General features: G+C 48.3%; 24 protein-coding genes. 6 read left to right on the forward strand and 18 right to left on the reverse strand.

The window, feature by feature from the left end:
* Positions 1-5: 5 nt before the first annotated feature.
* The 11 genes from wecB to hutC form a co-directional block, all read right to left on the reverse strand.
* Positions 6-1,115, reverse strand: coding sequence for a non-hydrolyzing UDP-N-acetylglucosamine 2-epimerase (gene wecB / locus TMES_RS01535; RefSeq protein WP_085578764.1), 1,110 nt, complete (start codon positions 1,113-1,115; stop codon positions 6-8).
* Positions 1,112-2,326, reverse strand: a complete 1,215-nt coding sequence (locus tag TMES_RS01540; RefSeq protein WP_085578766.1) for a glycosyltransferase family 4 protein — start codon at positions 2,324-2,326, stop codon at positions 1,112-1,114. The genes wecB and TMES_RS01540 overlap by 4 nt, the downstream gene beginning before the upstream one ends.
* Positions 2,327-3,313: a glycosyltransferase family 4 protein gene (locus TMES_RS01545; protein WP_158091165.1), complete on the reverse strand. Its 987-nt coding sequence runs from the start codon at positions 3,311-3,313 to the stop codon at positions 2,327-2,329. It abuts the gene before it with no gap.
* A 64-nt stretch (positions 3,314-3,377) separates the two neighbouring features.
* Positions 3,378-4,601 carry a hypothetical protein gene (locus TMES_RS01550; protein ID WP_085578770.1) on the reverse strand — a complete coding sequence of 408 codons (1,224 nt, stop codon included), beginning with the start codon at positions 4,599-4,601 and terminating at the stop codon, positions 3,378-3,380.
* Complete coding sequence (locus tag TMES_RS01555) at positions 4,598-5,797, reverse strand: glycosyltransferase family 4 protein (protein ID WP_085578772.1); 1,200 nt, start codon at positions 5,795-5,797, stop codon at positions 4,598-4,600. The genes TMES_RS01550 and TMES_RS01555 overlap by 4 nt, the downstream gene beginning before the upstream one ends.
* Positions 5,798-5,841: 44 nt before the next feature.
* A complete protein-coding gene (locus tag TMES_RS01560) occupies positions 5,842-6,768 on the reverse strand; it encodes a glycosyltransferase family 2 protein (RefSeq protein ID WP_085578774.1) in 927 nt (308 codons plus the stop codon).
* A complete protein-coding gene (gene glf / locus TMES_RS01565; protein ID WP_085578776.1) occupies positions 6,765-7,880 on the reverse strand; it encodes a UDP-galactopyranose mutase in 1,116 nt (371 codons plus the stop codon). The genes TMES_RS01560 and glf overlap by 4 nt, the downstream gene beginning before the upstream one ends.
* A complete protein-coding gene (locus TMES_RS01570; RefSeq protein ID WP_085578778.1) occupies positions 7,862-9,151 on the reverse strand; it encodes a flippase in 1,290 nt (429 codons plus the stop codon). The genes glf and TMES_RS01570 overlap by 19 nt, the downstream gene beginning before the upstream one ends.
* An 82-nt stretch (positions 9,152-9,233) precedes the next feature.
* The gene (locus tag TMES_RS01575) at positions 9,234-10,622 is read right to left on the reverse strand and encodes an undecaprenyl-phosphate glucose phosphotransferase (RefSeq protein WP_085578779.1); all 1,389 of its coding nucleotides are present in this window, start codon (positions 10,620-10,622) and stop codon (positions 9,234-9,236) included.
* 421 nt (positions 10,623-11,043) lie between these two features.
* Positions 11,044-11,643, reverse strand: coding sequence for a VanZ family protein (locus TMES_RS01580; RefSeq protein ID WP_085578781.1), 600 nt, complete (start codon positions 11,641-11,643; stop codon positions 11,044-11,046).
* A gap of 22 nt (positions 11,644-11,665) precedes the next feature.
* Entirely contained in the window at positions 11,666-12,442 is a 777-nt protein-coding gene (gene hutC, locus TMES_RS01585) for a histidine utilization transcriptional repressor HutC (RefSeq protein ID WP_158091167.1), read from the reverse strand.
* Positions 12,443-12,689: 247 nt separating this feature from the next.
* On the opposite strand from hutC, the gene hutU reads away from it, so the two are divergent.
* From hutU to hutI, 3 genes are all read left to right on the forward strand, one after another.
* A complete protein-coding gene (gene hutU / locus TMES_RS01590) occupies positions 12,690-14,363 on the forward strand; it encodes a urocanate hydratase (protein WP_085578785.1) in 1,674 nt (557 codons plus the stop codon).
* On the forward strand, positions 14,363-15,895 hold the full coding sequence (hutH, locus tag TMES_RS01595; RefSeq protein ID WP_425444040.1) for a histidine ammonia-lyase: 1,533 nt from the start codon (positions 14,363-14,365) through the stop codon (positions 15,893-15,895). Before hutU ends, hutH begins: the two co-directional genes overlap by 1 nt.
* 131 nt (positions 15,896-16,026) lie before the next feature.
* Positions 16,027-17,259, forward strand: a complete 1,233-nt coding sequence (hutI, locus tag TMES_RS01600) for an imidazolonepropionase (protein ID WP_143589504.1) — start codon at positions 16,027-16,029, stop codon at positions 17,257-17,259.
* Between the two features lie 36 nt (positions 17,260-17,295).
* On the opposite strand, the gene TMES_RS01605 is transcribed toward hutI, so the two are convergent.
* The 7 genes from TMES_RS01605 to TMES_RS01630 all read right to left on the reverse strand — a co-directional run bounded on the left by TMES_RS01605 (position 17,296) and on the right by TMES_RS01630 (position 22,357).
* Positions 17,296-17,598 carry a helix-turn-helix domain-containing protein gene (locus tag TMES_RS01605; protein ID WP_085578789.1) on the reverse strand — a complete coding sequence of 101 codons (303 nt, stop codon included), beginning with the start codon at positions 17,596-17,598 and terminating at the stop codon, positions 17,296-17,298.
* 5 nt (positions 17,599-17,603) lie between these two features.
* The gene (locus TMES_RS23440) at positions 17,604-17,792 is read right to left on the reverse strand and encodes a type II toxin-antitoxin system RelE/ParE family toxin (protein ID WP_342746298.1); all 189 of its coding nucleotides are present in this window, start codon (positions 17,790-17,792) and stop codon (positions 17,604-17,606) included.
* A 33-nt stretch (positions 17,793-17,825) separates the two neighbouring features.
* Positions 17,826-17,954 carry a hypothetical protein gene (locus TMES_RS23445; RefSeq protein WP_342746299.1) on the reverse strand — a complete coding sequence of 43 codons (129 nt, stop codon included), beginning with the start codon at positions 17,952-17,954 and terminating at the stop codon, positions 17,826-17,828.
* Positions 17,955-18,111: 157 nt separating this feature from the next.
* A complete protein-coding gene (locus TMES_RS01615) occupies positions 18,112-19,206 on the reverse strand; it encodes an AbrB family transcriptional regulator (protein ID WP_085578791.1) in 1,095 nt (364 codons plus the stop codon).
* Between the two features lie 147 nt (positions 19,207-19,353).
* On the reverse strand, positions 19,354-20,871 hold the full coding sequence (locus TMES_RS01620) for a tripartite tricarboxylate transporter permease (RefSeq protein WP_085578793.1): 1,518 nt from the start codon (positions 20,869-20,871) through the stop codon (positions 19,354-19,356).
* A gap of 1 nt (position 20,872) precedes the next feature.
* Complete coding sequence (locus TMES_RS01625) at positions 20,873-21,304, reverse strand: tripartite tricarboxylate transporter TctB family protein (protein WP_085578795.1); 432 nt, start codon at positions 21,302-21,304, stop codon at positions 20,873-20,875.
* A 66-nt stretch (positions 21,305-21,370) separates the two neighbouring features.
* Positions 21,371-22,357, reverse strand: coding sequence for a Bug family tripartite tricarboxylate transporter substrate binding protein (locus TMES_RS01630; RefSeq protein WP_085578797.1), 987 nt, complete (start codon positions 22,355-22,357; stop codon positions 21,371-21,373).
* 110 nt (positions 22,358-22,467) lie between these two features.
* Between TMES_RS01630 and TMES_RS01635 the strand changes: the two genes are divergently transcribed.
* The 3 genes from TMES_RS01635 to TMES_RS01645 all read left to right on the forward strand — a co-directional run bounded on the left by TMES_RS01635 (position 22,468) and on the right by TMES_RS01645 (position 25,693).
* A complete protein-coding gene (locus tag TMES_RS01635; protein WP_085578799.1) occupies positions 22,468-23,151 on the forward strand; it encodes a response regulator in 684 nt (227 codons plus the stop codon).
* Positions 23,151-24,536: a sensor histidine kinase gene (locus tag TMES_RS01640; protein WP_085578801.1), complete on the forward strand. Its 1,386-nt coding sequence runs from the start codon at positions 23,151-23,153 to the stop codon at positions 24,534-24,536. The genes TMES_RS01635 and TMES_RS01640 overlap by 1 nt, the downstream gene beginning before the upstream one ends.
* 71 nt (positions 24,537-24,607) lie before the next feature.
* Complete coding sequence (locus TMES_RS01645; protein ID WP_158091168.1) at positions 24,608-25,693, forward strand: ABC transporter substrate-binding protein; 1,086 nt, start codon at positions 24,608-24,610, stop codon at positions 25,691-25,693.
* Positions 25,694-25,731: the final 38 nt, after the last annotated feature.

Raw genomic sequence — 25,731 nt, forward strand, 5'->3', positions numbered from 1 at the left:
CACCCTCACTTGCGCGACATCAAGAATGAAACTATTCGTTTCGCTGCGTGTCCGTCTCCGTATGGATTGCTTCCATACGTCATTTTTTGATAGCTGGCAGAATTTTCCAATAGTTCAGTTGTTTTTTCTACAATTCTCTGTTTGTTTGTGCCGACAATCTCAATGCACCCTGCGTCAACTGCTTCCGGACGTTCAGTGAATTGTCTCATTACAAGAACGGGTTTATTTAAAGAAGGAGCTTCTTCTTGAATCCCCCCCGAATCAGTTAAAATAATATCAACATTTTTCATCAAATAAATAAAATCAAAATAGTCCTGAGGTGATAATATTTTTATTTGATTGTTTTTATTTAATATCTCTTTGGCAAGGTCGGCAGCTAACGGATTTGAATGCAAAGCGTAAAAAATGTCTACGTCTTTCTTCATTTCAGTTATTTCATTTAAAGCAAGGCAAATATTTTTTATTCCGTCGCCAAAATTTTCCCGTCTATGTGATGTGACTAGAATGTTTTTCTTGTTTTTTCGAATTTTTGGTCCACTATAAGAAAATACAGATTCATCATCTGTTATTTTTGTAGCCAAAAACAGTGCATCAATAACAGTATTACCAGTTACCAGAATTGATTCGTCACTTACATTTTCATTAATTAAATTTAGCCGCGATTTCTCCGTTGGTGCGAAATGATATTTGGAAACAGATGATATAAGCTTTCTGTTCCCTTCTTCGGGCCACGGAGAAGATATGTTGCCCGTTCTTAGGCCAGCTTCGACATGTGCTACATCTATTTTATTATAAAATCCTGCCAGACACCCGGCCAGAGAACTTGTTGTATCGCCATGGACAAGAACAATGTCCGGCCTTTGCTCGTTTAGGATAGGCTCAAGACCCATAATTATATTTGATAGAAGCTGACTGATTCTGAACGAAGACGCACGTGCTTCAATATTTAAATAATTGGATATGTTAAAATTTTTTAAAATGTTTGAAGCTAAATCTGTATGCTGACCAGTAAGACATGTTATATTTTCTATGTTGGGGTTTTTATTTAATTCTAAAATAACCGGAGCAAGTTTAATAGCTTCAGGGCGTGTTCCTATAATAGTTAGAACTTTCACGACGATTGTTCCTTGTTCAGAGTTTCACGATATATTTGCAGCGTAGCACAAGCTATCGCCTGCCAGCTTAAATTCTTAGCTGTTTTGTGTCCTTCGTTGGTCATACTGTCAACTTCACCTGACGGTAGTTGATATATTTTCATTATGGACTTATATATCTGTACCGGATCTCCAGGAGGAATGAGTAAACCATTTATATTATCGTGAATTAACTCTGGCATACCACCCACATTTGTCGAGATTACAGGTGTTCCTGTTGCCATGGATTCCACGGCGGACAACGAAACTGCTTCCATCAAAGACGGTATAATTGAAATATTTGATAGATTGTAAAGGGTAGCCATCTGGGTAATATCACAATTACCAAGTTTAACTATTTGGGATGGATTCGGAGCGTTTGATATTAAATTTTCTATTTCGTGAACATATGCCGGAAATCCATTGTAATCACTTCCTGCAAATAAAAATTTAAAATGAGACGGATATTTATTTTCTATAATTGATTTGATTAAAAAAATTACTCCTTTAGTTGGCGCCCATCTTCTGGGGCAAAGAATTAAAAAATCTTGATCGGTAAATCCAAAATTTTGGCGGGATGCAGAAATTCTTCTTTTTTCCCATTTATAGAAAAGGTCAGGACTCACACCGTTATATATGGTAACGGAATTTATGTCAGGCAGACGTGGCGTCAATTCTGTGCTCGGGCCGATGATGAATTTATAATGAGATAAAAGATGTCGTAATAGAAACCTACCGAACCAACTTTTCTGAAAATAAAGATATTCTCCTGTATGGTTGGTCAAGATGCAGGGAATTCCATGGCGAGCTGCTAGTTTGCTTGCCCCCATGCTGGAAGTGAAGTCATGTTGATGTAGTATGTCAATTTTGCTTTTTTTGATATGTGAGGAAATTTGTTTTGCGGATAAATTAAATGACAGCTTTTTGAGAAAGGAAAACAAAAAACCTATTTTTGGCAAATCCATGTGATTTTCCAGAAGCCTCACAATTTTTGCGTATTTTATATTAATGTGTATTATTTGTACGTTTTCATGAATTAAGTCTTGCGTATTGGATTCGATAACATGGGTTGGAACAAATATAGTTACGGAATGCCCCATTTTTCCGAATTCAGAACTGATGAATCTGATGTGATTTTCAACTCCTCCGATATTATTGGTTGGTGAGAAAGTTGAAAGAAATGCTATATTCATTTATTTTTCCTTTAGAGTGGAATAAATGATATTTGCTGAATCGGCCCAGGTGAATCTTTTTGCGTTCTCATAACCTTTTTTAATGAGAGATTTACGATATTTTTCGTCCGAAATCATTCTTGTAATACCGTTTTTTATATTATCGATGTTGTTAGGGTCTATATAAGCGACGGAATCTTTTGCAATTTCGTTATAAACAGCAATATCAGATGCGATAACCGGACATCCTGCGACCTGGGCTTCGATAATTGGAAGGCCAAATCCTTCGTAGGTCGATGTTGAAACAAAACATGTTGATTTTGCATATAAACTTGCCAACTCAGAGTCCGATATCCGTCCTAATACAACGATATGATCCTTTTTTTTGTAATTATGAATTTGTTCCTGAAACATAACTGTGTCATAACCAGAGCCAACTATATAAAAATATACGTTATTATCCGTTAGCTCATTAAAAGCAGCCAGGGCTGCTGTAATATTTTTTTGTGGATTGTTGGTTGCTACAAATAATATTATTTTTTCTTTTTGAGTATGATCTATATTGTTAGGTGTGGAGAATATTGGGGATGGAGCATTGTAAACTACTTGTATGTTGGGTTCAAAAATTTTGTAAATTTTACATATTTCGTTTCTGGAAAAACAACTTACAGTAAATAATTTCTTGGCTCGGGGAACTGCATTTTTTAATAAATTCTTATAATAAAAAGAAAATGATTTGCGAAAATTATTATCATTGACGTGATAGCTGACATCATGCAGGACTAATGCAACATGATTGCAAAATAGTGGTGCCGTATTGCATAAATTTAATAATATATAGTTTCTTTTTGTTGATAAATATATTGGTAATGTTAACTGTTCCCACAAATGTCCTGTCAATGTTCCAATTTTTTTTGCGTCGAGAAGGTATGCTATTTCAGGATGAACGACATTTTGGGGTGATAAAAAAATTATGTTCTTGTCAATATCCTTTAGTTTCTTTGTCATCTCAATAGCATATCTTTGAACTCCCGTGATTTCTTGTGTTAAGAAGCGACAATTTACGAATATCTCAGGTGAATTTAATCGGGGCATATTTTGTCTCGTAATAATAGTGCCAAGCGAATGCTGAGAAATACCAAATATGAAAATAAAACAATTCAGGGACACTGACCATTAATATTATATATGAAGTTATGAGTGCGATACTTACCGCAATTTTATCCTCCTCTCCTGACCTTAACAAACGATTACAGGGAAAAAGCATCAAAAAAGTGACTGTCAGGAACCCAAAGATCCCTGTATTAAAAAGTGATGTGGATAAGTAATCGGTTGAACGCACGGTTCCAAAACCGTGCCCAAAGAAAATTTCTATAAAATTTGAATCTAACCAGGAAGAAAAGTGAGCAACGAAAAAGTTTAAGCGGTCTGTGCCAGATACGCCGTGACCGGAAATTTTATATAAGAAAGATTCAATAATATAATTAGCTTCGTTTTTAAATATTATGTATGCGATGGAAGCTATGGTCAAAGACGTCGCCACGTAATATATGCTTCTTTTTGCAATAATAAATAAAAGTACAGCTATTCCAAAAATGGCTGTAGACGAGTTAGATAGCATCAATAATATAAAGCAAGGAATCCAAGTTTTTTCTTTTAAAACGAAATAGTATACCATAAATGGTGAAATCGTGTAGGCAAGCATCGAGGGTTCACCAGATAATGATTTTACCCTAAAAAGAGTTTGTCCTGAAATTGTATATAGCTGCAATAGCCCATACGTAAAGTCATCTCCTGTTATTCTGTTTGATATAAAGTCGCCAAAATTTTTGAATATGATGAAGTAGAAAAATTCGTAAAAACCAAATGCAATGTAAAAAAGCAATCCTATCTTTGTTATTTTTTTTACATTATCGACTTCAATGTTTGATTTTAACTCATGATACAGTACTAAAAAAAATATTATACAGGTAAACAAGTAAGCAGACTGCGTGATGACAGAGTTTCGTATTCCGAAGGTGCTGTCATCAGACAAAAAGCGAATCAACGTAGAGTAATGATTTGTAAATATATTCTGAGATACAACGGCAATCGATTGCCATATGAAAAACAGGAAAAATGTTAAAACTAACTTCACGGTAATTGAAGAGAATCTTTTAGGCGCGCTTATTGCCAATGCTATAAATGTTAAAAGTGTAGTTATGTTTGGAATTAGCAATCCTTTTATTTCTGTGCTCAGCACAAATGACTGTATATTCATGAAAAATAAAGTGCAGAAGAGAAATAATTTTCTCATTTGTAAAAATCATCCAGTGTTTTATTGTATATTTCCATATATTTATTTTTCCAATCCCTCACTTTTGTGTAATGCAAGCCTTTTTCTTGAGCGTTTAAGCTAAGCTTATTATATTTTTCCACGTTTTGAATTAATTTATATATTTTATCAGACAAGTCCCCATTCTTTTTTGGGTCAAATATAAAACCATTTATCTCATTGTCTATCATCTCGGGGATTCCACCTTTATTTGATCCTATAACTGGACGCCCGTAGATGAAAGACTCGAAAACAACACCGGGAAGCGTGTCTGGCCAAATCGATGGTACGATACAGCAGTCTATTCGTTCGAAAAATTCTTTCGGTATTGTCTGACCTATGAATTTAATATTATCGGGAATATTTCTTTTGAGGGTTTCAATATACTGTTTATCTCCAGAACCGGCAATTAATAAATTTACACCTTTATCCGTTATCCGTGAAAATTCATTGATTAGCAGCTCTACGCCTTTTGCTTCATTGATGGCACCTATAAATCCGAATGTAGAAGCTTTGGCGGAGCTATAAATTCTTCTTTTATGTATGCTGCGTTTGTTTTGTATGGTGAATTCCAAGGGAACTGATTTATAATATCCAAGATTTCTGTGCCGGTCTAATATGTTTTTGCTAACACCAAGGACTGCTGTTACTTTCTCACTTTTTATTTTGTGCCTGTATTTAAATATCTTACATGTAGTGCACTGTTTTTCGCATTGACATCTGTTTTTAAACATATTTGCATTCAGGCACACATTGTACAAATCATGTAAAACTTGAATTACCGGGATATTCAAACTGTTCAACATATCAATCAAGGTGGCGCCAAATCCGGATATGTTGTGGATTGAAACAATATCCGGGTTTTCTGATTTTAAAATATCTCGAATGTCTCGCCTTTTAAATATGTTGAAGCCTTCTATCAAATGCCAAACAACTTTTGTTATGCGGTTCCGTCTTTTTTTGTAGTTGCTGTTATAAATATTTCTCTGTTGAACTCGATGCACCTTCACATTATCAATATAATCTATGCGTTCTTTTCCTGTGGTTGTCGTAATTACAACCACCTCATTTTCTTCTTTTAAAGCATCAATTAATGTTTTGAGGCTTATTTCAAGCCCTCCCCCTATGTCTGGATAATAGAGAGAATTAATGAACAGTATCTTCATTTTCTTGAACATAAATTTCCTAGTTTAATTTTTTATTTTATTTGTTTCATGATTTTTTATTTCTCGGGCGGTTCTGCTGATTTTTCTTTAGGCGACCGTGCTTTAATATAGTAAAACAATCCTTTACAGAATCCTCGCGACGCTGCAACTCCATGACGTGGACCTAATTTCATCCACCCTAAAGTGTTTATCAAGAAGCTCAAAATTAAAATAAACTTTTTTGAAAACTTTACGTTCAGGTTTAAGTATTCGGATATGTCCCTTGCTAAAAAGAATTTATTCCTTACTGTGTAATAAATTTTCCAGGGGGCGAGAGGGGATTCCCTATTGTCTATTAGTTTTCGTATGATGGCGTTGTGCAAGTATATGATGTTTGTGTGAAGGGATGCTTTTAAACCAAAGAGATGATCGTCACTCGTAATAAAATAATTTGAAGATGGAAAACCAACTTTTTCTACTATATCAGCACTTACAAGCATACCTTCGAAGCATGCGACATTAGAAAAATAATATTCTTTTCCATTTTGAAAAGACTTTCCCCGAAGAGGAGACGATGCCCCTGTGTATATATCGATATTTTCTTCTAAAATATAATCGGTTCCATCATTGAAAACTCGTCTCGGATGAATACAATGAGATATAGAGCGCCACTTGAGCATTTCTTGCAAACAGTCCTTTTCAGGTGCAACATCATCATCCATAACCCATATCCACTTTGCTCCAGCCTGAACCGCTTTTTTCAACCCTTCATGAAATCCTCCTGCTCCACCAGAATTTTTCTCCATACGATAATATTTTATTGGCGTAATATTATCGTTCGTTTGATCTTTAAAAAGATCGGCGGTGCCGTCTGTCGAAGCGTTGTCTATTATTATGATTTCATCAATTTGATGACTTTGATCTTTTAATGATGATATGGTTCTAAGCAGTAAATATTTTCTATTGTAAGTGACGACAACAGCGACGATTTTATCAATAGTCATGGTAATTTCCTGAAAATAGCTAAAGATTGGGCCACAGCCTGATCCATGTTATAGTACTGATAGTTTCCAAGCCGACCCGCAAAAATTACAGTATCAGATATTTCTTTAGCTTTATCATCATAACGCCCATACAATCTTCTGTTTTCTTCACTTGGTATTGGATAATACGGGATTGTTTTTCCAGAAATGTGGGGGATGGGATATTCCGTTATAGTCGTTGTGTGAGTATGTTTCTGTCCTGTAAGCCATTTTTGTTCAGTAATGCGCGTGTAATTATAATCGTTGGGGTAGTTAATTACTGCGGCATCTTGAAACTTATTTTGATCGTGCGTTTGTATATTGAAGTTAAGGCTCCGGTATGGCAATTGACCTTGTGAATAGTTAAAAAATTCGTCGATGGGTCCTGTAAAAATGATTCGCTTGTACTGAATTTCTTCTTTCACGTCCTGCCAATTGGTATTTAACATAACACGAATGTTTGGTTGTGCTAACATTCGGCGTATCATGTTTGTATATCCGTATTGTGGCATAGCCTGATAAGTATCCTGAAAATATCTATCATCACGTGAAGCGAGTACTGGAACACGTGCTGTGACCGCAGGTGAGAGGTCTTCTGGATTTACGCCCCACTGTTTTCGAGTATAAGATTCAAAAACGTTGCGATAAATATAATCTGCAAGGAAGTTAAGGTCGGTATCCTCAACTTCACGCAATTTTAATATTGGAACACGCGCGCCATATCCATATTCAGTGATCAGTTTATCTCCGAGGCGGGCGGCCATTTGCGTGGGGAACAGTTTGTTTATTGTATTAAGGTTGAACGGGATTGGCACCAGTTGGCCTTCGACTGATGCCAAAACTTTATGATAATAAGGACACCATGATGTGAAGTGTGACAAATAGTTGAAAACCTCGTCACTATTGGTATGGAAGATATGGGGTCCATATTTGTGTGTCAGTATTCCATACTCGTTATATTCATCGTAAACATTGCCCCCAATATGATCACGTTGATCGATAATCAGGACGCTTTCGCGTCGTTGACTTGCTATGCGTTCTGCAAGTGTGGATCCTGTTAATCCTGCCCCTACGATCAACCAGTCTGTGTACATAATATTTCTTTCCTGCATTGGAAAAGGAGTATCGCCATAGAGCTTGAAACGAAAATTTCTACAGTTAATGTTGTAAACGCTGCCCCCTGGACGCCGTAATAGTAAATTGATGGTGTTATTGATATTAAGCTTAACATTCCAGCACAGGCGAGAATTTTATTAAACGTCTTATCCATTGCGTTTGGCAACATAATTTGCACGCCTAGAATATTTGAAATCATAATTACTGAAGGTAACGGTGAAAGCCATCGTAAAATTGATGCTGCTGTATCAAAACCATTCCCGCCCATAATTAAGGCAATTTTATCTGAGAAAATAAATAGAAAAATACTTATGCAAATGGAAATAAATAGCAAAACCGTACCCGAGTACTTGATCAAATGAAGCGCTGATTTCCGATCATGTTTAAAAAGGTAGCTTAGTCTCGGAAAGATGGCTTGTGAAATCGATGCGAGTAAAGATTGTGCGGCATTTCGCACTTTGTCAGCAAGTACATACTGTCCGACTGCTGTCGCGTTTGTCATCACTCCAATAATAGTTGGTGTCAAGGTTGTGTATAAGATAATGAATATCCGCGATAAAAAAATTGCTCCGCTTTCCTTGAATTCGGCCTTTATTTCATAAATTCTGGGCCGCCGCCAAATTACCAAATTATTTTTTTTGATCCAAAAAATTGATATGATTCCACCTATTAACATTGGAATTGCGTTAGCTGCTATCACTCTTGGTCCATGATTTGGTTGTGTTACGAAGATAAAAATTAATGGGATTGTGAACGTGCGAATACAGATTTGGGTTAATGCCAGTTCTCGCATGCGTTCTAGCCCGGAAAAAAACCAAACTGGGAACAATATTCCTGCAATAACCATTATTCCGCCGTAGAAAGCGTAAGGTCTAAATGGTGTAAAATAATTAATGGTTTCGGTGGAAACGAGAATTACTGCAATCGCCAGTACACTGAGTAACCATTGAACAGTCCAGCCGGCGATAAAAGTGCGAGAATAAAATTTTCGGCTTTCTCGTTGGCTTGAGATTTTTCGTACGCCACTCCATAAAAATCCAAAATTAGTAAGAGTAATGAAGTATCCTATAATTACTTGTGCCCATGCAACTTTTCCCCACTCCACAGGTCCCAAGGTCCTCGTTAAGTATGGTATTGTAATTAACGGAAAAATATAACTTACGGCTTGCACCAATGTCAGTGCGCCAGCATTTTGAATTAAACGTGAATGTATTAGACGGTTCAGTATTTTTTTTTGTCGAGCTAACACAGCGGTAAATTATCTCTATTTTTGAAGTTCAATAATACAAGGTGTTTTTTTAATATCACTTGTCTGTGAGTTAAATAGTAATCTAATACGCATTCCGATGAACAAACCCGTTCACCAAGGTCATAAACATTATCCGGATATCCAGCCACGGGGACCAGTTCTGGATGTAATACATATCGTGCAGCACGCGCTGGCGCATTTTTTCGTCGGTGTCGGTTTCGCCGCGCCAGCCATTGATTTGCGCCCAGCCGGTGATGCCGGGTTTTACACGGTGGCGGGCGAAATAGCCGTCGATGCGGGTGCGGTAAAGTTCGTTGTGGGCCATGGCGTGGGGGCGGGGGCCGACCAGTGACATATCGCCGCGCAGCACGTTAAACAGTTGCGGCAATTCGTCCAGGCTGGTTTTACGCAGGAACGCGCCCAGTGGGGTAATGCGCGGGTCGTTGCGCCGGGCCTGTTGTACTTTTTCCGGTGTGTCCGTCATTTTATCCACATACATGGAACGAAACTTCATTACCCGGATTGTCTCGCCATTAAAGCCGTGACGCAACTGCTCAAACAGGATCGGCCCCCGGCTGGTGAGTTTTATCGCAAGGGCGACCGCCAGCATGACCGGCGAGAGCAGGATCAGTGCAACCGCGCCCAATGCAATGTCTTCCAGCCGCTTAACCCACCAGCCGCGCTCACCAAACGGGCGCATGGCACGGCGCAAAAACGGCAAGCCGGCCAAAATCACCCATTCGCTGGCAACATCGCCGGCCTGGCCTTCATTGAGGTCCGAAATCTCGACCAGATCGGATGAAATCGCCCCCACATCATCGAGAATATCGGCGTAGCGTATTTTGTCGCTGGAGCTTACCGCCATCACCACAATGTCGGGCTGGGCCGCGCGCATTTCCCACATGGCATCGCGCAGGCTGTCTGCTGCGTGGTCGCCGGGGACAATTTTGCAATTATGGACAATGGCAAAGCGGTGGCTTTCGGCGCGTGCGCGCAATTGGGAAATTACCAGCGGTTCTGGCGCACTTGATATAAGGGCGATACGGGGCCGAAAATGCCCGGCAATACCCTTGTGGCGTAACCAGACAAAAACCACGATCCGCAACACAAGCAAAAGTGCAGTCCCGGTAATCAGAGAATAGGCCGTCCATAATCGGGAGAAATCTTCGGAGACTTTGGCGAAATAGGCAAAAACCAGCAACAGGGCATAGGTGCCCAATTGTGCGCTCAGCAACCGAAACAGCCCGATCTGCATGGTTTCCGGATTAAGGGTTTTATAGCCCCGGATCAGTACCATCAACATAAGATAAAGCAGCGGCGCGGCGAAGGTTGGCATTAAAAAGCCGTCAGGCGGGAAAAAGGCATCAAAACGCAACAGGGAAGCAATCATGGCGCCCAGCAGCAGGACGACAACATCGCCCAGTGCAAAAAGGTCGCGTAAAATTGCCTGATTTCTGCTGTGTGTTAACACCCAGCACCCCCTTGTGTATGGCAGCTCCCTTTTAAAGGGAGGCAGATCCTTCTATGTCCCACTATACGATCGGCATTTAATTTAGGCTATAGAATGCGTTGTATGGCTTTGCCCGGCGTCCCGTATACTGGGCGGATGTATAGACCCTCTTAACTCCCTGCCTAGCAAGCTGCCATCAGAAAAGGAACTGTCCAAAGGGATAGCGCGGGAAGATTTCGGATTTTTCAAACCGGGAAAAGAGAGGGTATCTTTCAGAGAATTTTATTTAAACTATTGAAATATAATTGTTTATAGAGGATTCATGCGGTTTGCGCCTGCACGTTGCAACAGAACTTTTTAATATTAAAATTTCGCGAGAAAGCGGATTTTTCAATGCCGGGGCAGGCTTATACTTTTTTGCAGTATTTGAGAGTGCGGCTGATTATGCCCTGCGAAGGCATATCGCGATAATCACACCAACAGCCACACCGCTTAAACTTGCACTCATATCGGCAAGCGAAGCAATCCGGCCATTGCCAAAATGCGCCTGCATCAGTTCTAACCCCGGCGCGCCAAGGGCGACAATGATGACGAAAAAAACGCTGATCAACCGGCGGCCACAAACCATAATCGGCCAGAATGCCATGGCGGCAAAAACGCTGACATGCACGACTTTATCAAGATTATGCCGATCCGTAACGGCAAAGCGGCGTTCAACCCCGGCATAGCCAATTGCCACCAGCCCCAAAACCCATAACAGCAACAACAGCACCCGATAGCGATAAAGCCAGGCTTTAAGCGTGGTCATAAAGCCTGCCGACTGTTGTGTGCTTGTGTTGTGATGGGGCGGCGAAAAGGCGGTGTCATCCATTTCCATACCCGTGCCGTTCTGGACATCGCGCGACGTTTGCGCCGTTTGTTCGGGCATGAAGGCTCCGTATTTTGGTGAAACCCGGTATCGAATGCCCGGGTTGTTGCGGGGCAAGGCCGTTTTCAGGCTGAAATAGCAATACATCAGGCCTGATGTTGCTTCAACCGTCATTGAGTGGCTCTAAATGCGTTCGCTATCCGTCGCTGGGATGCTGTGGCGCAAAATGGCCGCCAAGTTGATAGCTTTCGCCCGGATGGGTAAATTTTGCCACCGTAATCGGGGTGCCGTGAAACCACGTGCGACGGTGCAGTACCAGGCACGGTGCGCCATAAGCAATGTCGAGCAATTTGGCGGTTTTGTTATCCGCAGCAATCGCTTCAATCAAATGCCGGGCATCTGAATAAGGCGCATTGGCCAGCAGCCACGCCGCTGCTGTAATATCCTTGAAATCCTGCCGGGCAAAGTTCGGGGCGGCCGCCAGGTTCACCCAGCGATCCTCGATCTGGACGGGAATGTCTTCTTCACGGTGCAGGCAGACGAAATGGCATAGCGGTACCCCCGGTGTCAGGCCAAACCGGGTGGCGAGCGTCGCATCGGCAGCAACGGTGTTATAGGTGATAATGTCGCTGTCATGCCGGTGGCCCCTGGCACGAATATCGCGGTCAATGGCGCGGATTTCCAATATCGGCGATTGTCCCTTGCGATCGGCAACATAGGTGCCGGCCCCCCGGGTGCGGGTTAAAACCCCTTCGGCCACCAGTTCGCGCAAGGCGCGGTTGACCGTCATGCGCGAGGCCTGAAACACCCGCACCAGTTCCATTTCGGTTGGAATTTGCTGCCCGGAAACCCAATGCCCGGAAATGACATTACGCGCCAGCACCCGTTTGATCTGGTCATAAAGCGGGCCATTGCCATCAAGCACCAAATGGGCGTTTGGCAGGACGGGGATCGAGGGCTGGTCTTGGGTCAAGGAAGGCGCGCCTTTTGCCGGGGTTTCGTTTCGCATCATCGTTAAACCTGCCCTGTAATCAAGCATCAAAGCAGGGTGTGGCTAAATGTATAGATGTTTAACCACATTCGCACTGGCAAATATTGGGCGGTATTGCACTGATTTGGCCGGAAACAGGCGGTTTTTTCCGCATTCAGGTTTTCCTTGCCAAAAACCTCAAAGCGGATTTATAAATTTGTATATACATATTGCTTCAGGGAGAGGGTGAATGCCCCAGCAGAACCGATTAGCCAATGACCGGATCATTCGCGCCCCGCGCGGCAGCGAGATTTCATGCAAAAACTGGTTGTCCGAAGCCGCCCTGCGTATGTTGCGCAATAATCTGGACCCTGACGTGGCCGAAAAGCCCGAGGAACTGGTAGTTTATGGCGGCATTGGCCGTGCCGCGCGCAATTGGGACTGTTTTGATGCCATTGAACGCAGCCTGAAGGCGCTTGAGGCCGATCAGACCTTGCTGATCCAGTCGGGCAAGCCGGTGGGGGTGTTTCAAACCCATGAAAATGCCCCGCGTGTGCTGATTGCCAATTCAAATCTGGTGCCGCACTGGGCGACCTGGGAACATTTTAACGAACTCGATCGCAAGGGCCTGATGATGTATGGCCAGATGACGGCGGGCTCGTGGATCTATATTGGCAGTCAGGGCATTGTCCAGGGCACTTATGAAACATTCGTCGAAATGGGGCGGCAGTCCTATGGCGGCAGCCTGAAAGGCAAATGGATTCTTACCGGCGGCCTTGGCGGTATGGGCGGGGCCCAGCCTTTGGCTGCGACCATGGCCGGGGCCTCGATGATTGCGGTGGAATGCCGCGCCTCGCGGATCGATTTTCGCCTGCGCACTGGCTATGTCGACACCCGTGCTGACAGCATTGATGAAGCGCTTGCGATTGTGGAAAAGGCCCACGGTGAGGGCCGGGCTGTGTCGGTTGGCTTGCTGGGCAATGCAGCCGAGATTTACCCCGAAATGGTCCGTCGCGGCATTCGTCCCGATGCGGTAACCGACCAGACCAGCGCCCATGACCCGCTTAATGGCTATTTGCCAGCGGGCTGGGGCCTTGATCAATGGGACGCCAAACGCGAAACAGACCCGGAAGCGGTTATGGCAGCGGCAAAACAATCGATGGCAGAGCAGGTGAAAGCGATGCTGGATTTTGCCGATATGGGTATTCCCACCTTTGATTACGGCAATAACATTCGCCAGATGGCGAAAGAAGCGGGTGTTGATAACGCGTTTGATTTCCCCGGGTTTGTTCCGGCCTATATCCGCCCGCTATTTTGCCGGGGCATTGGCCCGTTTCGCTGGGTGGCGTTGTCGGGTGACCCGGAAGATATTTATAAAACCGATGCCAAGGTGAAGGAAATTATCGCGGATGACCCCAACCTGCATAACTGGCTCGACATGGCGCGCGAACGCATTTCGTTTCAGGGGCTTCCCGCCCGTATTTGCTGGGTCGGCTTGGGCTTGCGCCATAAACTGGGGCTGGCCTTTAACGAAATGGTCCGCACCGGTGAGCTGAAGGCACCGATTGTGATTGGCCGCGATCATTTGGATAGTGGATCTGTCGCCTCGCCCAACCGCGAAACCGAGGCGATGAAAGATGGCTCCGATGCTGTGTCGGACTGGCCGTTGTTAAATGCCATGCTGAATACCGCAGGCGGGGCAACATGGGTTTCGTTGCATCATGGCGGCGGTGTTGGCATGGGGTTTTCCCAACATGCCGGGGTGGTCATTGTCGCCGATGGCAGTGATGAAGCTGCTGCCCGCCTGAACCGTGTTTTATGGAATGACCCGGCAACCGGTGTGATGCGTCATGCCGATGCTAGGTACGATAGTGCAATTGACTGTGCCCGCGAACAGGGCCTTAACCTGCCGATGGTGAAATAATCATGGAAATGATCAAACTTGTTCCCGGTGAGCTGACTTTGGCGCAATTGCGCAAAATCGCCGCTGGCAATGTGCAAATTGGCATCGACGATGCCTGTCGCGACCGCGTTTTGGTGGCGGCCAATACGGTGGAAGACGTCTTGAAACGTGGCGAAAGCGTTTATGGCATCAATACCGGCTTTGGTCTGATGGCAAAAACCCGGATTGATACCGAAAGCCTGCGCGATTTGCAGCGTAATCTGGTGTTATCGCATTGTGCGGGCACGGGGGATCCGCTGTCTGATGCGGTGGTGCGGATGATATTGGCGTTAAAGGTCACAAGCCTTGCCGCCGGGCATTCCGGGGTGCGGCCGGTTGTGATTGATACGTTAATTGCGATGTTTAATTATGGCATTTACCCGCTGATTCCGGCCAAGGGGTCGGTCGGGGCATCGGGCGATCTGGCACCGCTGGCGCATATGAGCCTGGCGTTGATTGGCGAGGCCGAGGCCCGCCACGAAGGCCAGGTAATTTCCGCCATCGATGGCCTGGCCAAAGCCGGGGTTGATGCCGTGGTGCTGGCCCCGAAGGAAGGTTTGGCCTTGTTAAACGGCACGCAGGTTTCAACCGCGCTGACCCTGTTTGGCCTGTTTGCGATTGAGGATAATTTTGCATCTGCTGTTTTGGCCGGTTCGGTCTCGGTTGATGCGGCGAAGGGCAGCGATACCCCGTTTGATGCCCGCATTCATAAACTGCGCCGTCAGCCCGGACAAATTGCCGTGGCGGCCAAATACCGCGAATTACTGGCTGATTCCGAAATTCGCCGGTCTCATGTTGATTGCGACCGGGTGCAGGACCCTTATTCATTGCGCTGCCAGCCCCAGGTGATGGGGGCGTGTCTGGACCAGATCAACCATGCTGCCGCTATTTTGGAACGCGAAGCCAATGCGGTGACGGATAACCCGCTGATTTTCCCCGACGAGGGTGATATTTTGTCGGGCGGGAATTTTCATGCCGAACCGGTTGCCTTTGCGGCCGATATTCTGGCGATTGCCGCAGCAGAAATTGGCGCAATTTCCGAACGGCGCATTGCCCTGCTGATTGATCCGGCGATGGTCGATTTGCCTGCTTTTCTGGTCCATAATGGCGGTTTAAATTCCGGTTTCATGATCGCGCAGGTGACGGCGGCGGCGCTGGCATCGGAAAACAAAACCCTGGCGCATCCGGCATCGATTGACAGTCTGCCAACATCGGCCAATCAGGAAGACCATGTTTCAATGGCAACCTTTGCTGGCCGTCGTCTGGCCGATATTGCCGATAATGTGAATGGCATTGTCGCGATTGAAATGCTGGCTGCCTGCCAGGCGATAGAGTTTCGCCGCCCGATGACATCAAGCGATACGTTGGAAAAAGTCATTGCATCGGTGCGCGCGGTGGCCGCGTTTTATGACAAGGACCGCTATTTCGCCCCCGATATTGCAGCGGTAAAGGCGCTTTTGAAGTCAGCCGCCATTCATGGCTATGTCGATGATTTGCTGCCCAGTTTCGCCTGATATGTTTCGCATCCCCGCTATGTATTTAACATATCGGGGATGGCGCACCGTCCTTGACGCCAGCAGGTGAAGGGTGCATTTAATTGTCTATACATAAAAATCAGCCGCAACCGCAAAACAGGGACAGCATCATGTGGGATCACATCTGGATCAACGGCCATTTTGCCACCATGAACCCGGCCCTCACGCAACCTTATGGTGCCATCCACAATGGCGCAATCGCGGTGCAGGACGGTAAAATATGCTGGCTGGGATTGATGAGCGACCTTTCAGATATTCCCGAAAAACTGGCAACACATGTAACCGATCTTGCCGGAGCATGGGTAACGCCGGGGCTGGTCGATTGCCATACTCACCTTGTTTATGGCGGCAACCGGGCCGATGAATTTGAAAAACGCTTGAAGGGCGTCAGTTACGAAGAAATCGCCCGGTCGGGTGGGGGCATTCGGTCGTCGGTCACCGCAACCCGTGCGGCGAGTGAAGATGATTTGGTAAAACGCGCGCAAAAACGGCTAAACAATTTGCTGCGCGAGGGTGTCACCACCATCGAGATCAAATCCGGCTATGGCTTGCGCACCGAAGATGAAGCCAAAATGTTGCGCGCCGCGCGGCGTTTGGGCCGGGATAATAATGTTGATGTGGTGACAACATTTTTGGGGGCCCATGCGCTGCCGCCGGAATATGCCGATGATGCCGATGGGTATATTGATCTGGTTTGTTCGGAAATGCTGCCCGCCATTGCCGCCGAAGGGCTGGCCGATGCGGTTGATGCGTTTTGTGAAAATATCGCCTTTAATACCGACCAAACCCGCAAGGTGTTTGAAGCCGCACGCGCCCATAATTTGCCGGTCAAATTACATGCCGAACAGTTAAGTGATCAGAAAGGCAGCATTCTGGCCGCCGGTTATCATGCCCTGTCGTCGGACCATCTGGAATATCTGGCGAAGGATGGTGTGGCGGCAATGGCACAGGCCGGGGTGGTGGCGGTGTTGCTGCCCGGGGCGTTTTATTGTTTGCGCGAAACCAAATTGCCACCGATTGATTTATTGCGCCAGCACGGGGTGGATATTGCCATTGCGACCGATAGCAACCCCGGCACATCACCCGCATTATCCTTGCTGTTAATGGCGAATATGGCCTGCACCTTGTTTCGCATGACCCCGGAAGAAGCATTGGCCGGGATTACCCGCAATGGCGCGCGGGCTTTAGGCCGGGGCGATAGCCACGGAACGCTGGAAACCGGCAAGGTCGCCGATTTTGTGGTCTGGGAGATCGACAGCCCGGCCGAGCTTTCCTACGCGATTGGTGGTAATCCGTGCCGGGCGGTTGTACGGCAGGGAAAGTTGCGTGACATAGCAGTTTGAGTGGCTGCTGTGTGGATAATGCCTTGAGGCCTGTTTTTATACAGAAAACCCGTAATGGGTGCCGTCGGGAAGCTCTACATCAAGGCGTAATTTGCCACCAGATGCTTCGACATAACGTTTGAGAGACGAAAGCCGCAGGTCACGTCCCGGTTGTTCCATATCGGAAACAGTCGGCTGCTTGATGCCCAAAGCGGCTGCAATATCGCCCTGTGTCAGATTCATGCGCTCGCGAAGTTCGGCCAGATGAATGTTAAGCAACATTTCGCTTGCTGCCTTTTGTGCTTTCGCAACAACTTCGGGCTTTTCACTCGCCAGTATTTGATCAAGCGTTCTCGCCATAATGCCTAATCCTTTTTCAATTTTGCCAGATGTGCTGCAAACTCGCGATCTGCGATCGGAATCATCACATTATAAAACCGTTTCTCGTCACCGGCCTTGTTTCCCGCACAAAGAACTATTCCTTTTCGGTCCGGGTCAAAGGCAAAGAACGCCCGAACAGGGGCTCCCTTACTTTGAATCCGTAACTCTTTCATATTGCGATAGGAAGAACCGTTTACTGTGTCTGCTTATGGCCGTGATAGCGTTGGCCCACGTTCGCGAAGCACGATCATTGATGCGAGGACATTGGCGCGGTCCGTATCATCCAGAGCATTGAACCAGTCATCAAAGGTATCGGTTGTCTCGATGGTCCACATGACGGCTCCCTGCTTGTTTATAGGTTATATACTATATCGCTTATAATCTATATTCAAGAATAAGCTGATTTTAAAGCCTGCAGCCGCTAAAACTCCGATAGCAAGTGTCACCAGCGCCCCGTGCAGGTACTTTTCTATTGGTGCCGTGGGAGCCTTGTTATTCGTCGTGTGAAATAATTTTGGCCAGATGCCGTTTTTGCAGCCAGCGCGCCAGCATGGGTGCGAACAGTACAATTTCAAAAATACGGACGATGTGGTGAAAGGCGACAAAGCTGGGTTCGATATTCAGGGCCAGCGCAATGAGCGACATTTCGGCAACCCCGCCAGGCGCAAAGGCCAGTAACACCGCCATAAAATTCAGATCCAGCCATTGGGCGACGAACCAGGAAACAACCCCGGTAAAGCCCAGAATAACCACTGTTGCAGCCACGGCATAACCGGCAAGGCGTGCGAGAAATGCCAGTTTGACGCCAGCAAAGCGGCTGCCGATGGCGGAGCCCAAAATCCACAGGCTGCTATCCATCAGCCATTGTGGCAAATTGCCATCCACAACACCGCTGACATGCAAGGTGGCACTTGCCAGCATCGCGCCGGTCATTTCGGCGGCAGGAATGCGCAAGCGGCGAAAAATCAGCACCGTGACAATGGCGCAAAAGGCCGTCAGCAAGCCATCTTCAAGTGACATGACAACAGCTGCTTCCCCGTGGCCATTGGCGACAACCCCGGTAATCATAAGAACAATCATGGGGGCCGACATCACCAGCAGCAATACCCGCAACCCTTGGGTCAGGGCAATTTCCTGTTCATTGCCACCCGATGCCGCCCCTAAAACCACCATCGGTGTTAGCCCACCCGGTGTGGCCGAAAACAGGGCGGTGGCCGGGTCCAGCCGGGCCACTTTGGCGTAAAACCATGTAATAACGGCGGTAATGATCGGCACATAAAGCAGGACGGCGATCATGCTAATCGGCCAGCGTGCTGCCTGATTGATGGTGTCGGGGGTGAAGGATGCGCCCAGAAATACCCCGATCACCCCCAGAATCATGGCGCGAAATTTCATCGGAATCGCCATGGGCACGCGCAGCAGGGCAAAAATGAAGGTTGCCAGCATTGGCCCCATCATCCATGCCAGCGGCATGCCAATGAAATGTGCGCATAGCCCGCCCACCATGCCAATCAACAGCCCGGTAAACAGAAGCTTGAAAAAGCGCGGCGTCAGACTGGCAAGAAAGGCATTGGTTTTTGCGGGCATGGGCGATTGTCCGGACGGGGGCTGCACAATGGGTGAAAAAGGATAATTGCCCTTAAATACGGGCAAGTGAAACGGGCCGCCAGCTAAAAAACGGACAAAAAAAGGGCCGGGTCCGCATGGCGAACCCGGCCCTTTGATGTTCCCGGTTTAAGGGGCGACCGTCGGGTCTTTTTTCGGACGCAAGAAGCGACCGAAAACAAACGGCGCAATAAAGCCGACGATGGCCAGCACCCAGATGGCGATCGTCAAAGGCGATCCCCAGAGTGTGTTGACATCGCCATTGGAAATTTCCAGCGCGCGACGCAGGTTCTTTTCCATTTCATTGCCCAGCAAGATACCAAGAATGATTGGCACTGTCGGAATATTCATCTTGCGCAGGATATAGCCGATGACCCCGAAAATGATCATCATCAGAAGATCAAAGGTCGATCCCGAAATGCCATAAATGCCGACAAACGAAATCATGGTGACCGCAGGCATCAGATATTTGCTGGGAACGCGCAGAACCCGAACAAACAACCCGACCATCGGAATATTCAGGCACAGAAGCATGATATTGCCGATAAACAGGGCGGCAATCAGGCCCCAGACAACGTCGGGGCGCTGGGTAAACAACAGCGGACCTGGCGTAATGTTAAGCGCCATCAGCATGGCAAGCAAAACCGCCGTGGTACCCGAACCCGGAACCCCAAGGGCCAGCATCGGCACCAGTGCGCCGCCAGCAGCGGCATTGTTGCCCGCTTCGGGGGCGGCAACACCGCGCGGGTCGCCTTTGCCAAAGGTGCCGTCCTTGTCGCTGATTTTCTTTTCAACGGTATAGGAAACGAACGAGCCCAGCGAGGCCCCGGCACCGGGCAGGACACCGGCCAGAAAGCCGATAATCGTGCTGCGCCCCATGGCCCCCGATGTGCTTTTCAGCATCGACCACGGTGCAGTTACCCGTGCCAGTTTCTGGGTTTGCACAGACGGTGCAGCCCCGGTTTTGTGTTCTAAAAACAGCAAAACCTCGGAAATGGCAAACAGGCCAACGATGGCAACAAGGAAATCAATGCCTTCGTACAGGTGGATATTGCCAAAGGTCATGCGTGGCACGCCGGTTTGGTGGTCAACACCGACCATGGCAATGGCAAGGCCGATCATGGCGGCAATAACCGCTTTGGCCTGGTTTTGCGAGGCAACGCCGCCAAGAGTGGCAAAGGCCAGCGCAAACAGGGCAAAATATTCAGCCGGGCCAAACAGCAAGGCAACCTTGACCAGCTGCGGGGCGAGAAAAACCAGACCCCAGGTGGCGAAAAATGCGCCGACAAACGATGCGATCCCCGACAGGGCCAGGGCTTCGCCCGCCTGGCCTTTTTGGGCCATCGGGTAGCCGTCGAGCGTGGTCATCAGGGCGGGTTCATCACCGGGAATGTTAAGCAGGATCGATGAAATGCGCCCGCCATACATGGCGCCGTAATAAACCGATGTCAGCAAAATCAGCGCCGGGGTTGCCGGAAGGCCAAGGGTGAAGGCCACCGGAATGAGGATGGCGACACCATTGGACGGGCCAAGGCCGGGCAGGGCACCGATGATGGTGCCAAGAAAACAGCCCACCAGCGCAAGTGCGAGGTTTTGGAACGTCAGCGCAACGGCGAAACCGTCGGCGAGTTGTGAGAATACATCCATATCAGAACCCCCAGGGCCCGCGGGCCAGCGAGAGTTGAAGAATAAGGTGGAACACGACGTAAATGCCCACGGAGATCGAAACACCGGCCATAGCGGCAGAAAGGGGCTTTGCCCCAAGGCGCCAGCTTAACAGGCCTGAGGTGATCGCAGTCGACAGAACAAAACCAACCACCGGCAGTGCATAGGTGTAAGCAACCATGACAGCGACGGCGAACACGATTTCGATCATGCGCGCAGCACCGGGCCAATCTGGCTCGGGATCCGGTTTAAGGATCGGGAAAATGGCGGAGATCGCCAGCAAAACACCAATCAGAATCGGGAAAAATTTCGGTCCCAGGTAATCGGTAATGAAGCTGGTCTGAATCTGGGTTGCCATGAAAATATAGAATGCAGATAGCAAAAGGCAGGCAACGCCCAGGGCTCTGTCACTCATGGCTCTTCTCCAAAATGAAGAGAGCGCCGCACCCCGGCGGGATGCGGCGCTACAGGAGGGCGATCGTTACTTGATCAGACCGATTTCGCGGCTGAGAGTCTGGGTCGACGAGATCTGGTCGCTAACGAATTTTTCGAAATCCGGACCGAATTTTTCCAACGGCATCATACCGTTATTGGCCATGACTTCTTTCCACTCGTCGCTGGCATAGGTGGTTTTGATGGCATTGACCCAATAGTCATATGCTTCATCGCTCATGCCTTTGGGGGCATAAAAACCACGCCAGTTTGCACCAACAGCATCGATACCCTGTTCTTTGGCCGTCGGGAATTTGTTGAATTCTTCGCCCGGCAGACGTTCGTCAGCCAGAACAGCAAGAATTTTCAGATCACCTGAATCAACAAAGCCTTTGGCTTCGGAAATGTCGCCGGTGAATGCCTGAACATGGCCGCCCAGAAGCTGGGTGACGGCTTCGCCGCCGCCTTCAAACGCGATGTATTTCACGGCGCGGGCATCGGAAATGCCAGCCGCTTTTGCCGCGATCAGAACTTTAAGGTGGTCCCAGCCGCCAACGGCTGAACCGCCTGCAAAAGCAATGCCGCGCGGGTTTTCTTTAACGCGTTTGAAAAGTTCCGGCAGGGTTTTGATGTCGGAATCTTTGGAAACAGCGATCACACCATAGTCAGCGCCAATGGTGCCGATCCAGCGAACCTGATCCATCGTCGAACCGGGGAAAGCCCCCTGGGCCAAACGGGTGGTGGTTGCCGATGATGCCGCAACGATCAGGTCGTTGTCGTCATTGCGCTTGGCAACGACTTCAGCATAGGCAACACCGCCGCCGCCGCCTGCCAGGTTAACAACCTGCATCGGGCTGCCGATGGTTTTAAGGTCATAAAGGGTCTTGCCGATCTGACGGCAGGTAAAATCCCAGCCGCCACCAGCATTGGCCGGGGCAATACATTCGGGCTTGGACGGTTCAAAGGCAAATGCCGATGATGTAAAGGAAAGTGCAGCAAACACAGTTGCGGCGCCAAGTGCGGCGATCTTTCTCATGGTTCTTCCTCCCAGTTTCTATTCGCACCTTTTTGGTACGACGGTATATATGAGAGTAGCGGGCGAACCTTTCACCAACCTGTCATCAGAAAAATTCCGGGAGTAACGGTTTGAGAATACTGATTGTCGAGGATACCGAAGATGTGGCCGACGCCATCCTTTCGCATTTCTCGCGACAGGGGCATGTGTGCGAGGCGGCGGCAACCCTGGAAGATGCAGCGCATTTTTTGGGGCTGGAAACCTATGATCTGGTCATTCTCGATATCAATTTGCCTGACGGGTCGGGGCTGGATTTTTTAAAAAAGCTGCGGGCTGCTAAAAACGGCGTGCCGGTTCTGGTGCTGACCGCGCGGTTGCAGGTTGATGATAAAATTGACGCGCTGGATTTTGGTGCCGATGATTATCTGGTCAAGCCGTTTGATCTGCGCGAACTTGAGGCCCGGGCGCGTGCCGTAACCCGGCGCAAACACGGGGCCAACGAGGCGACGGTGTCGGTGGGGAATTTGCATTGTAATTTTGCCGCCCATTCCGTGCGCGTCGATGAAACCGATATTGAGCTGACAAGACGCGAATTTATTTTACTTGAAGCCTTTATGTTGAACCTGAACCGGGTTTTGCAAAAAGAAGAACTTTATTCCCGCCTTTATGGCCTGACCGGCGAAGCCGGGTTAAACGCGGTGGAAGTGTATGTTGCCCGGTTGCGCCGCAAACTGGCCGACGCCACCTTCGAGATCCGAACATTACGCGGTCTGGGGTATCAGGCGGTACCTGGCGGGCGGGTTGAAAAACCGTGATGAAACCGGCATTGGTCCCCGCTTCCACCAATCCGCGCCAATCGGTTGCCGTGCGTTTGGGCATGGCGATGGCGGTTATTTTGGCGGTGGTGTTGTTAGGAACCATTTTTGCGGCCAATAAATATGGTCAGGATGCCGCCGACGAAACCTTCGACCGGTTGTTGCGCGGCGCGGCCTTGCAAATTGCCGAACGTATTTTGGTTACCGATGGTCATGCCAATGTTGATTTACCAGTGTCGGCCTTTGAATTGCTGTCGCTGGCGCGCACCGACCGTATTTTTTATCGCATCATCGGGCCGGACGGCAAAACCCTGACTGGATATGGGGATTTGCCCCTGCCCAAAGATGACAAGGGCCGGGCCGATCAAACCTATAATACCCGCTATAAAGGGGCCGATGTGCGGGCCTATTTGTTGCGCCGCCAACTGGCCGAGCGGTTTGTTAGCGGTGATGTGAAAGTGATTGTGGCGCAAACCACCACCGAGCGTGTGGCATTGGCGCGCAGCATTACCACCCAGGCGGTTTTAACCATTGCTGCAGCGGGCATTGTTTTGCTGTTGCTGGTTGTTGTTGTTATGCGCATTGCCCTGCGCCCGCTCGCCCGGGTGGAACGCACCATTTTGGACCGCGATGTCAATGACCTGTCGCCGATTGATATTGCCGCCCCGGCCGAGGTGGCGGTGTTGCTGGCCGCGATTAACCGTTTCATGCGCCGTCTGGACCGGAGGATCGAAGCGATGCAAAACTTTGTTGCCGATGCCGCCCACCAGATACGCACGCCGATTACCGCGTTGCGCGCCCAGTTGCAACTGGCGCTGGACGAAGACGACCCGGTTGTTCTGGCGCGCCTGCACAAGCGGTTGCATGAACGCACCGTCGGGCTGGGGCGGCTGGCGGACCAGTTGTTAAGCCACGCCCTGATTGCACACCGCGCCGATATGGCGGTATCGCAGGAGCTGGATTTACGGCGGATTGCGTTAGAAGCAGAACGCGAAATACGCGCGGTATCGGATGAATTTATTCAGGTGGAATTGCCCGACGAACCGGTTGCCATTAAAGGCGACCCGATCAGCCTGCGCGAAGCGGTTAAAAACCTGCTGAACAACGCCCTTAAACACGGCGGGTTGCCGGTAAGCCTGGTGGTGACACCGGCCCAAAACGGCCATGCCTGTTTGCTGGTGCGCGATACGGGGGCGGGTATCAGCCCGGAAATTTCGTGCCGGATTGGCGAACGCTTTGCCTCGAACGGGATTGGCCCGGATAGTGCCGGTTTGGGATTGTCAATTGTATCGGCGGTGGCATCTTCGCATGGCGCGGTGCTGGTGCGGCGCTGTACCGATGATGGTTTTGAAATCGGGCTGGAATTTTCGGTGACAGCATCATGATAAAATCGGTTTGGCATTATTGCAGGGCTGCTTTTGCCCCCGGACGCCGGGTGCAGACCTGTTTGTGGGGATTGGCGGCAATAATTGGAAGTGCGGTGGGCATTGCCGCCACCGTAATGAATGTGGCCAGTGCGGGCGACCATGACTTTCCGGTATCGGCCGATATATCGGGGCGGCTGGTTATTCAAAGCACCACCGATTATGTAATTTTCTCACCCGTGATCGAGGCCTTTCAGCAACGCTGGCCCGATGTTTTGATTACCTATAACGAACTCACCACCAACGAGCTGAACAATGCGGTAGAACATGCCTGCGACCAGAACCGTTTTTTGGGCGATCTGGTTATTTCATCATCAATTGACCAGCAATTAAAGCTGGTCAATGACGGCTGTGCCCAGTCGCCGGGGCCGCGCGTGGGGGCAAGCTTGCCAGATTGGGCCAAATGGCGTGATGAACTGTTTGGTTTGACTTATGAACCCGCTGTGACGGTATATAACAAGGCGTTTTTTGCCGATCGCAAAGCGCCACAAAACCGGTTCGATTTGATCGACCTTTTACGTGAAAGCGATACCTTCCGGGCCAAGGTTGGCAGTTATGATATCGAAACATCGGGTGTGGGCTATTTGTTTGCCTTTCAGGATGCCATTCAGGCCAGCACATGGGGCCGGCTGGTGGAGGGGTTGGGCCGAAACGAGGCCCAGCTTTTTTGTTGCACCGGGGAAATTCTGGAACGCGTGGCCGATGGCCGCTTGTTACTGGGTTATAATGTGCTGGGGTCTTATGCGCTGTCGCGGATTGGCCGCGATGACCGGGTGGGGCTGGTTTTGCCCAGCGATTACACCCTGATCATGTCGCGGGCGGCCTTTATATCGCGTGATGCGCAGCAACCGGGTTTGGCACGGGCCTTTATCGATTTTATGTTATCGCCGCCGGGCCGGGCGATTTTGGCCCGCGATGCCGGTTTGTTATCGCCGATTGACGGGCCAGACCGGCTGGCCCAGCTGGTGGGCAAAGCCAAAGGGGCTGATCCGCAGGAATTACGCCCGATTGCGTTAACTCCGGCCTTGATGGTTGGGTTAGATCAGGCCAAGCGGAACATATTTTTACAGCAATGGCGGGCGGCTTTGCCACCGCGCCATTTATCCCGCCACCCCTGAAGTGCGGCCGGTATTGCGATTATAAACAGCAAGAAACC

Source organism: Thalassospira mesophila (genome assembly GCF_002115755.1).
Lineage (GTDB): Bacteria > Pseudomonadota > Alphaproteobacteria > Rhodospirillales > Thalassospiraceae > Thalassospira > Thalassospira mesophila.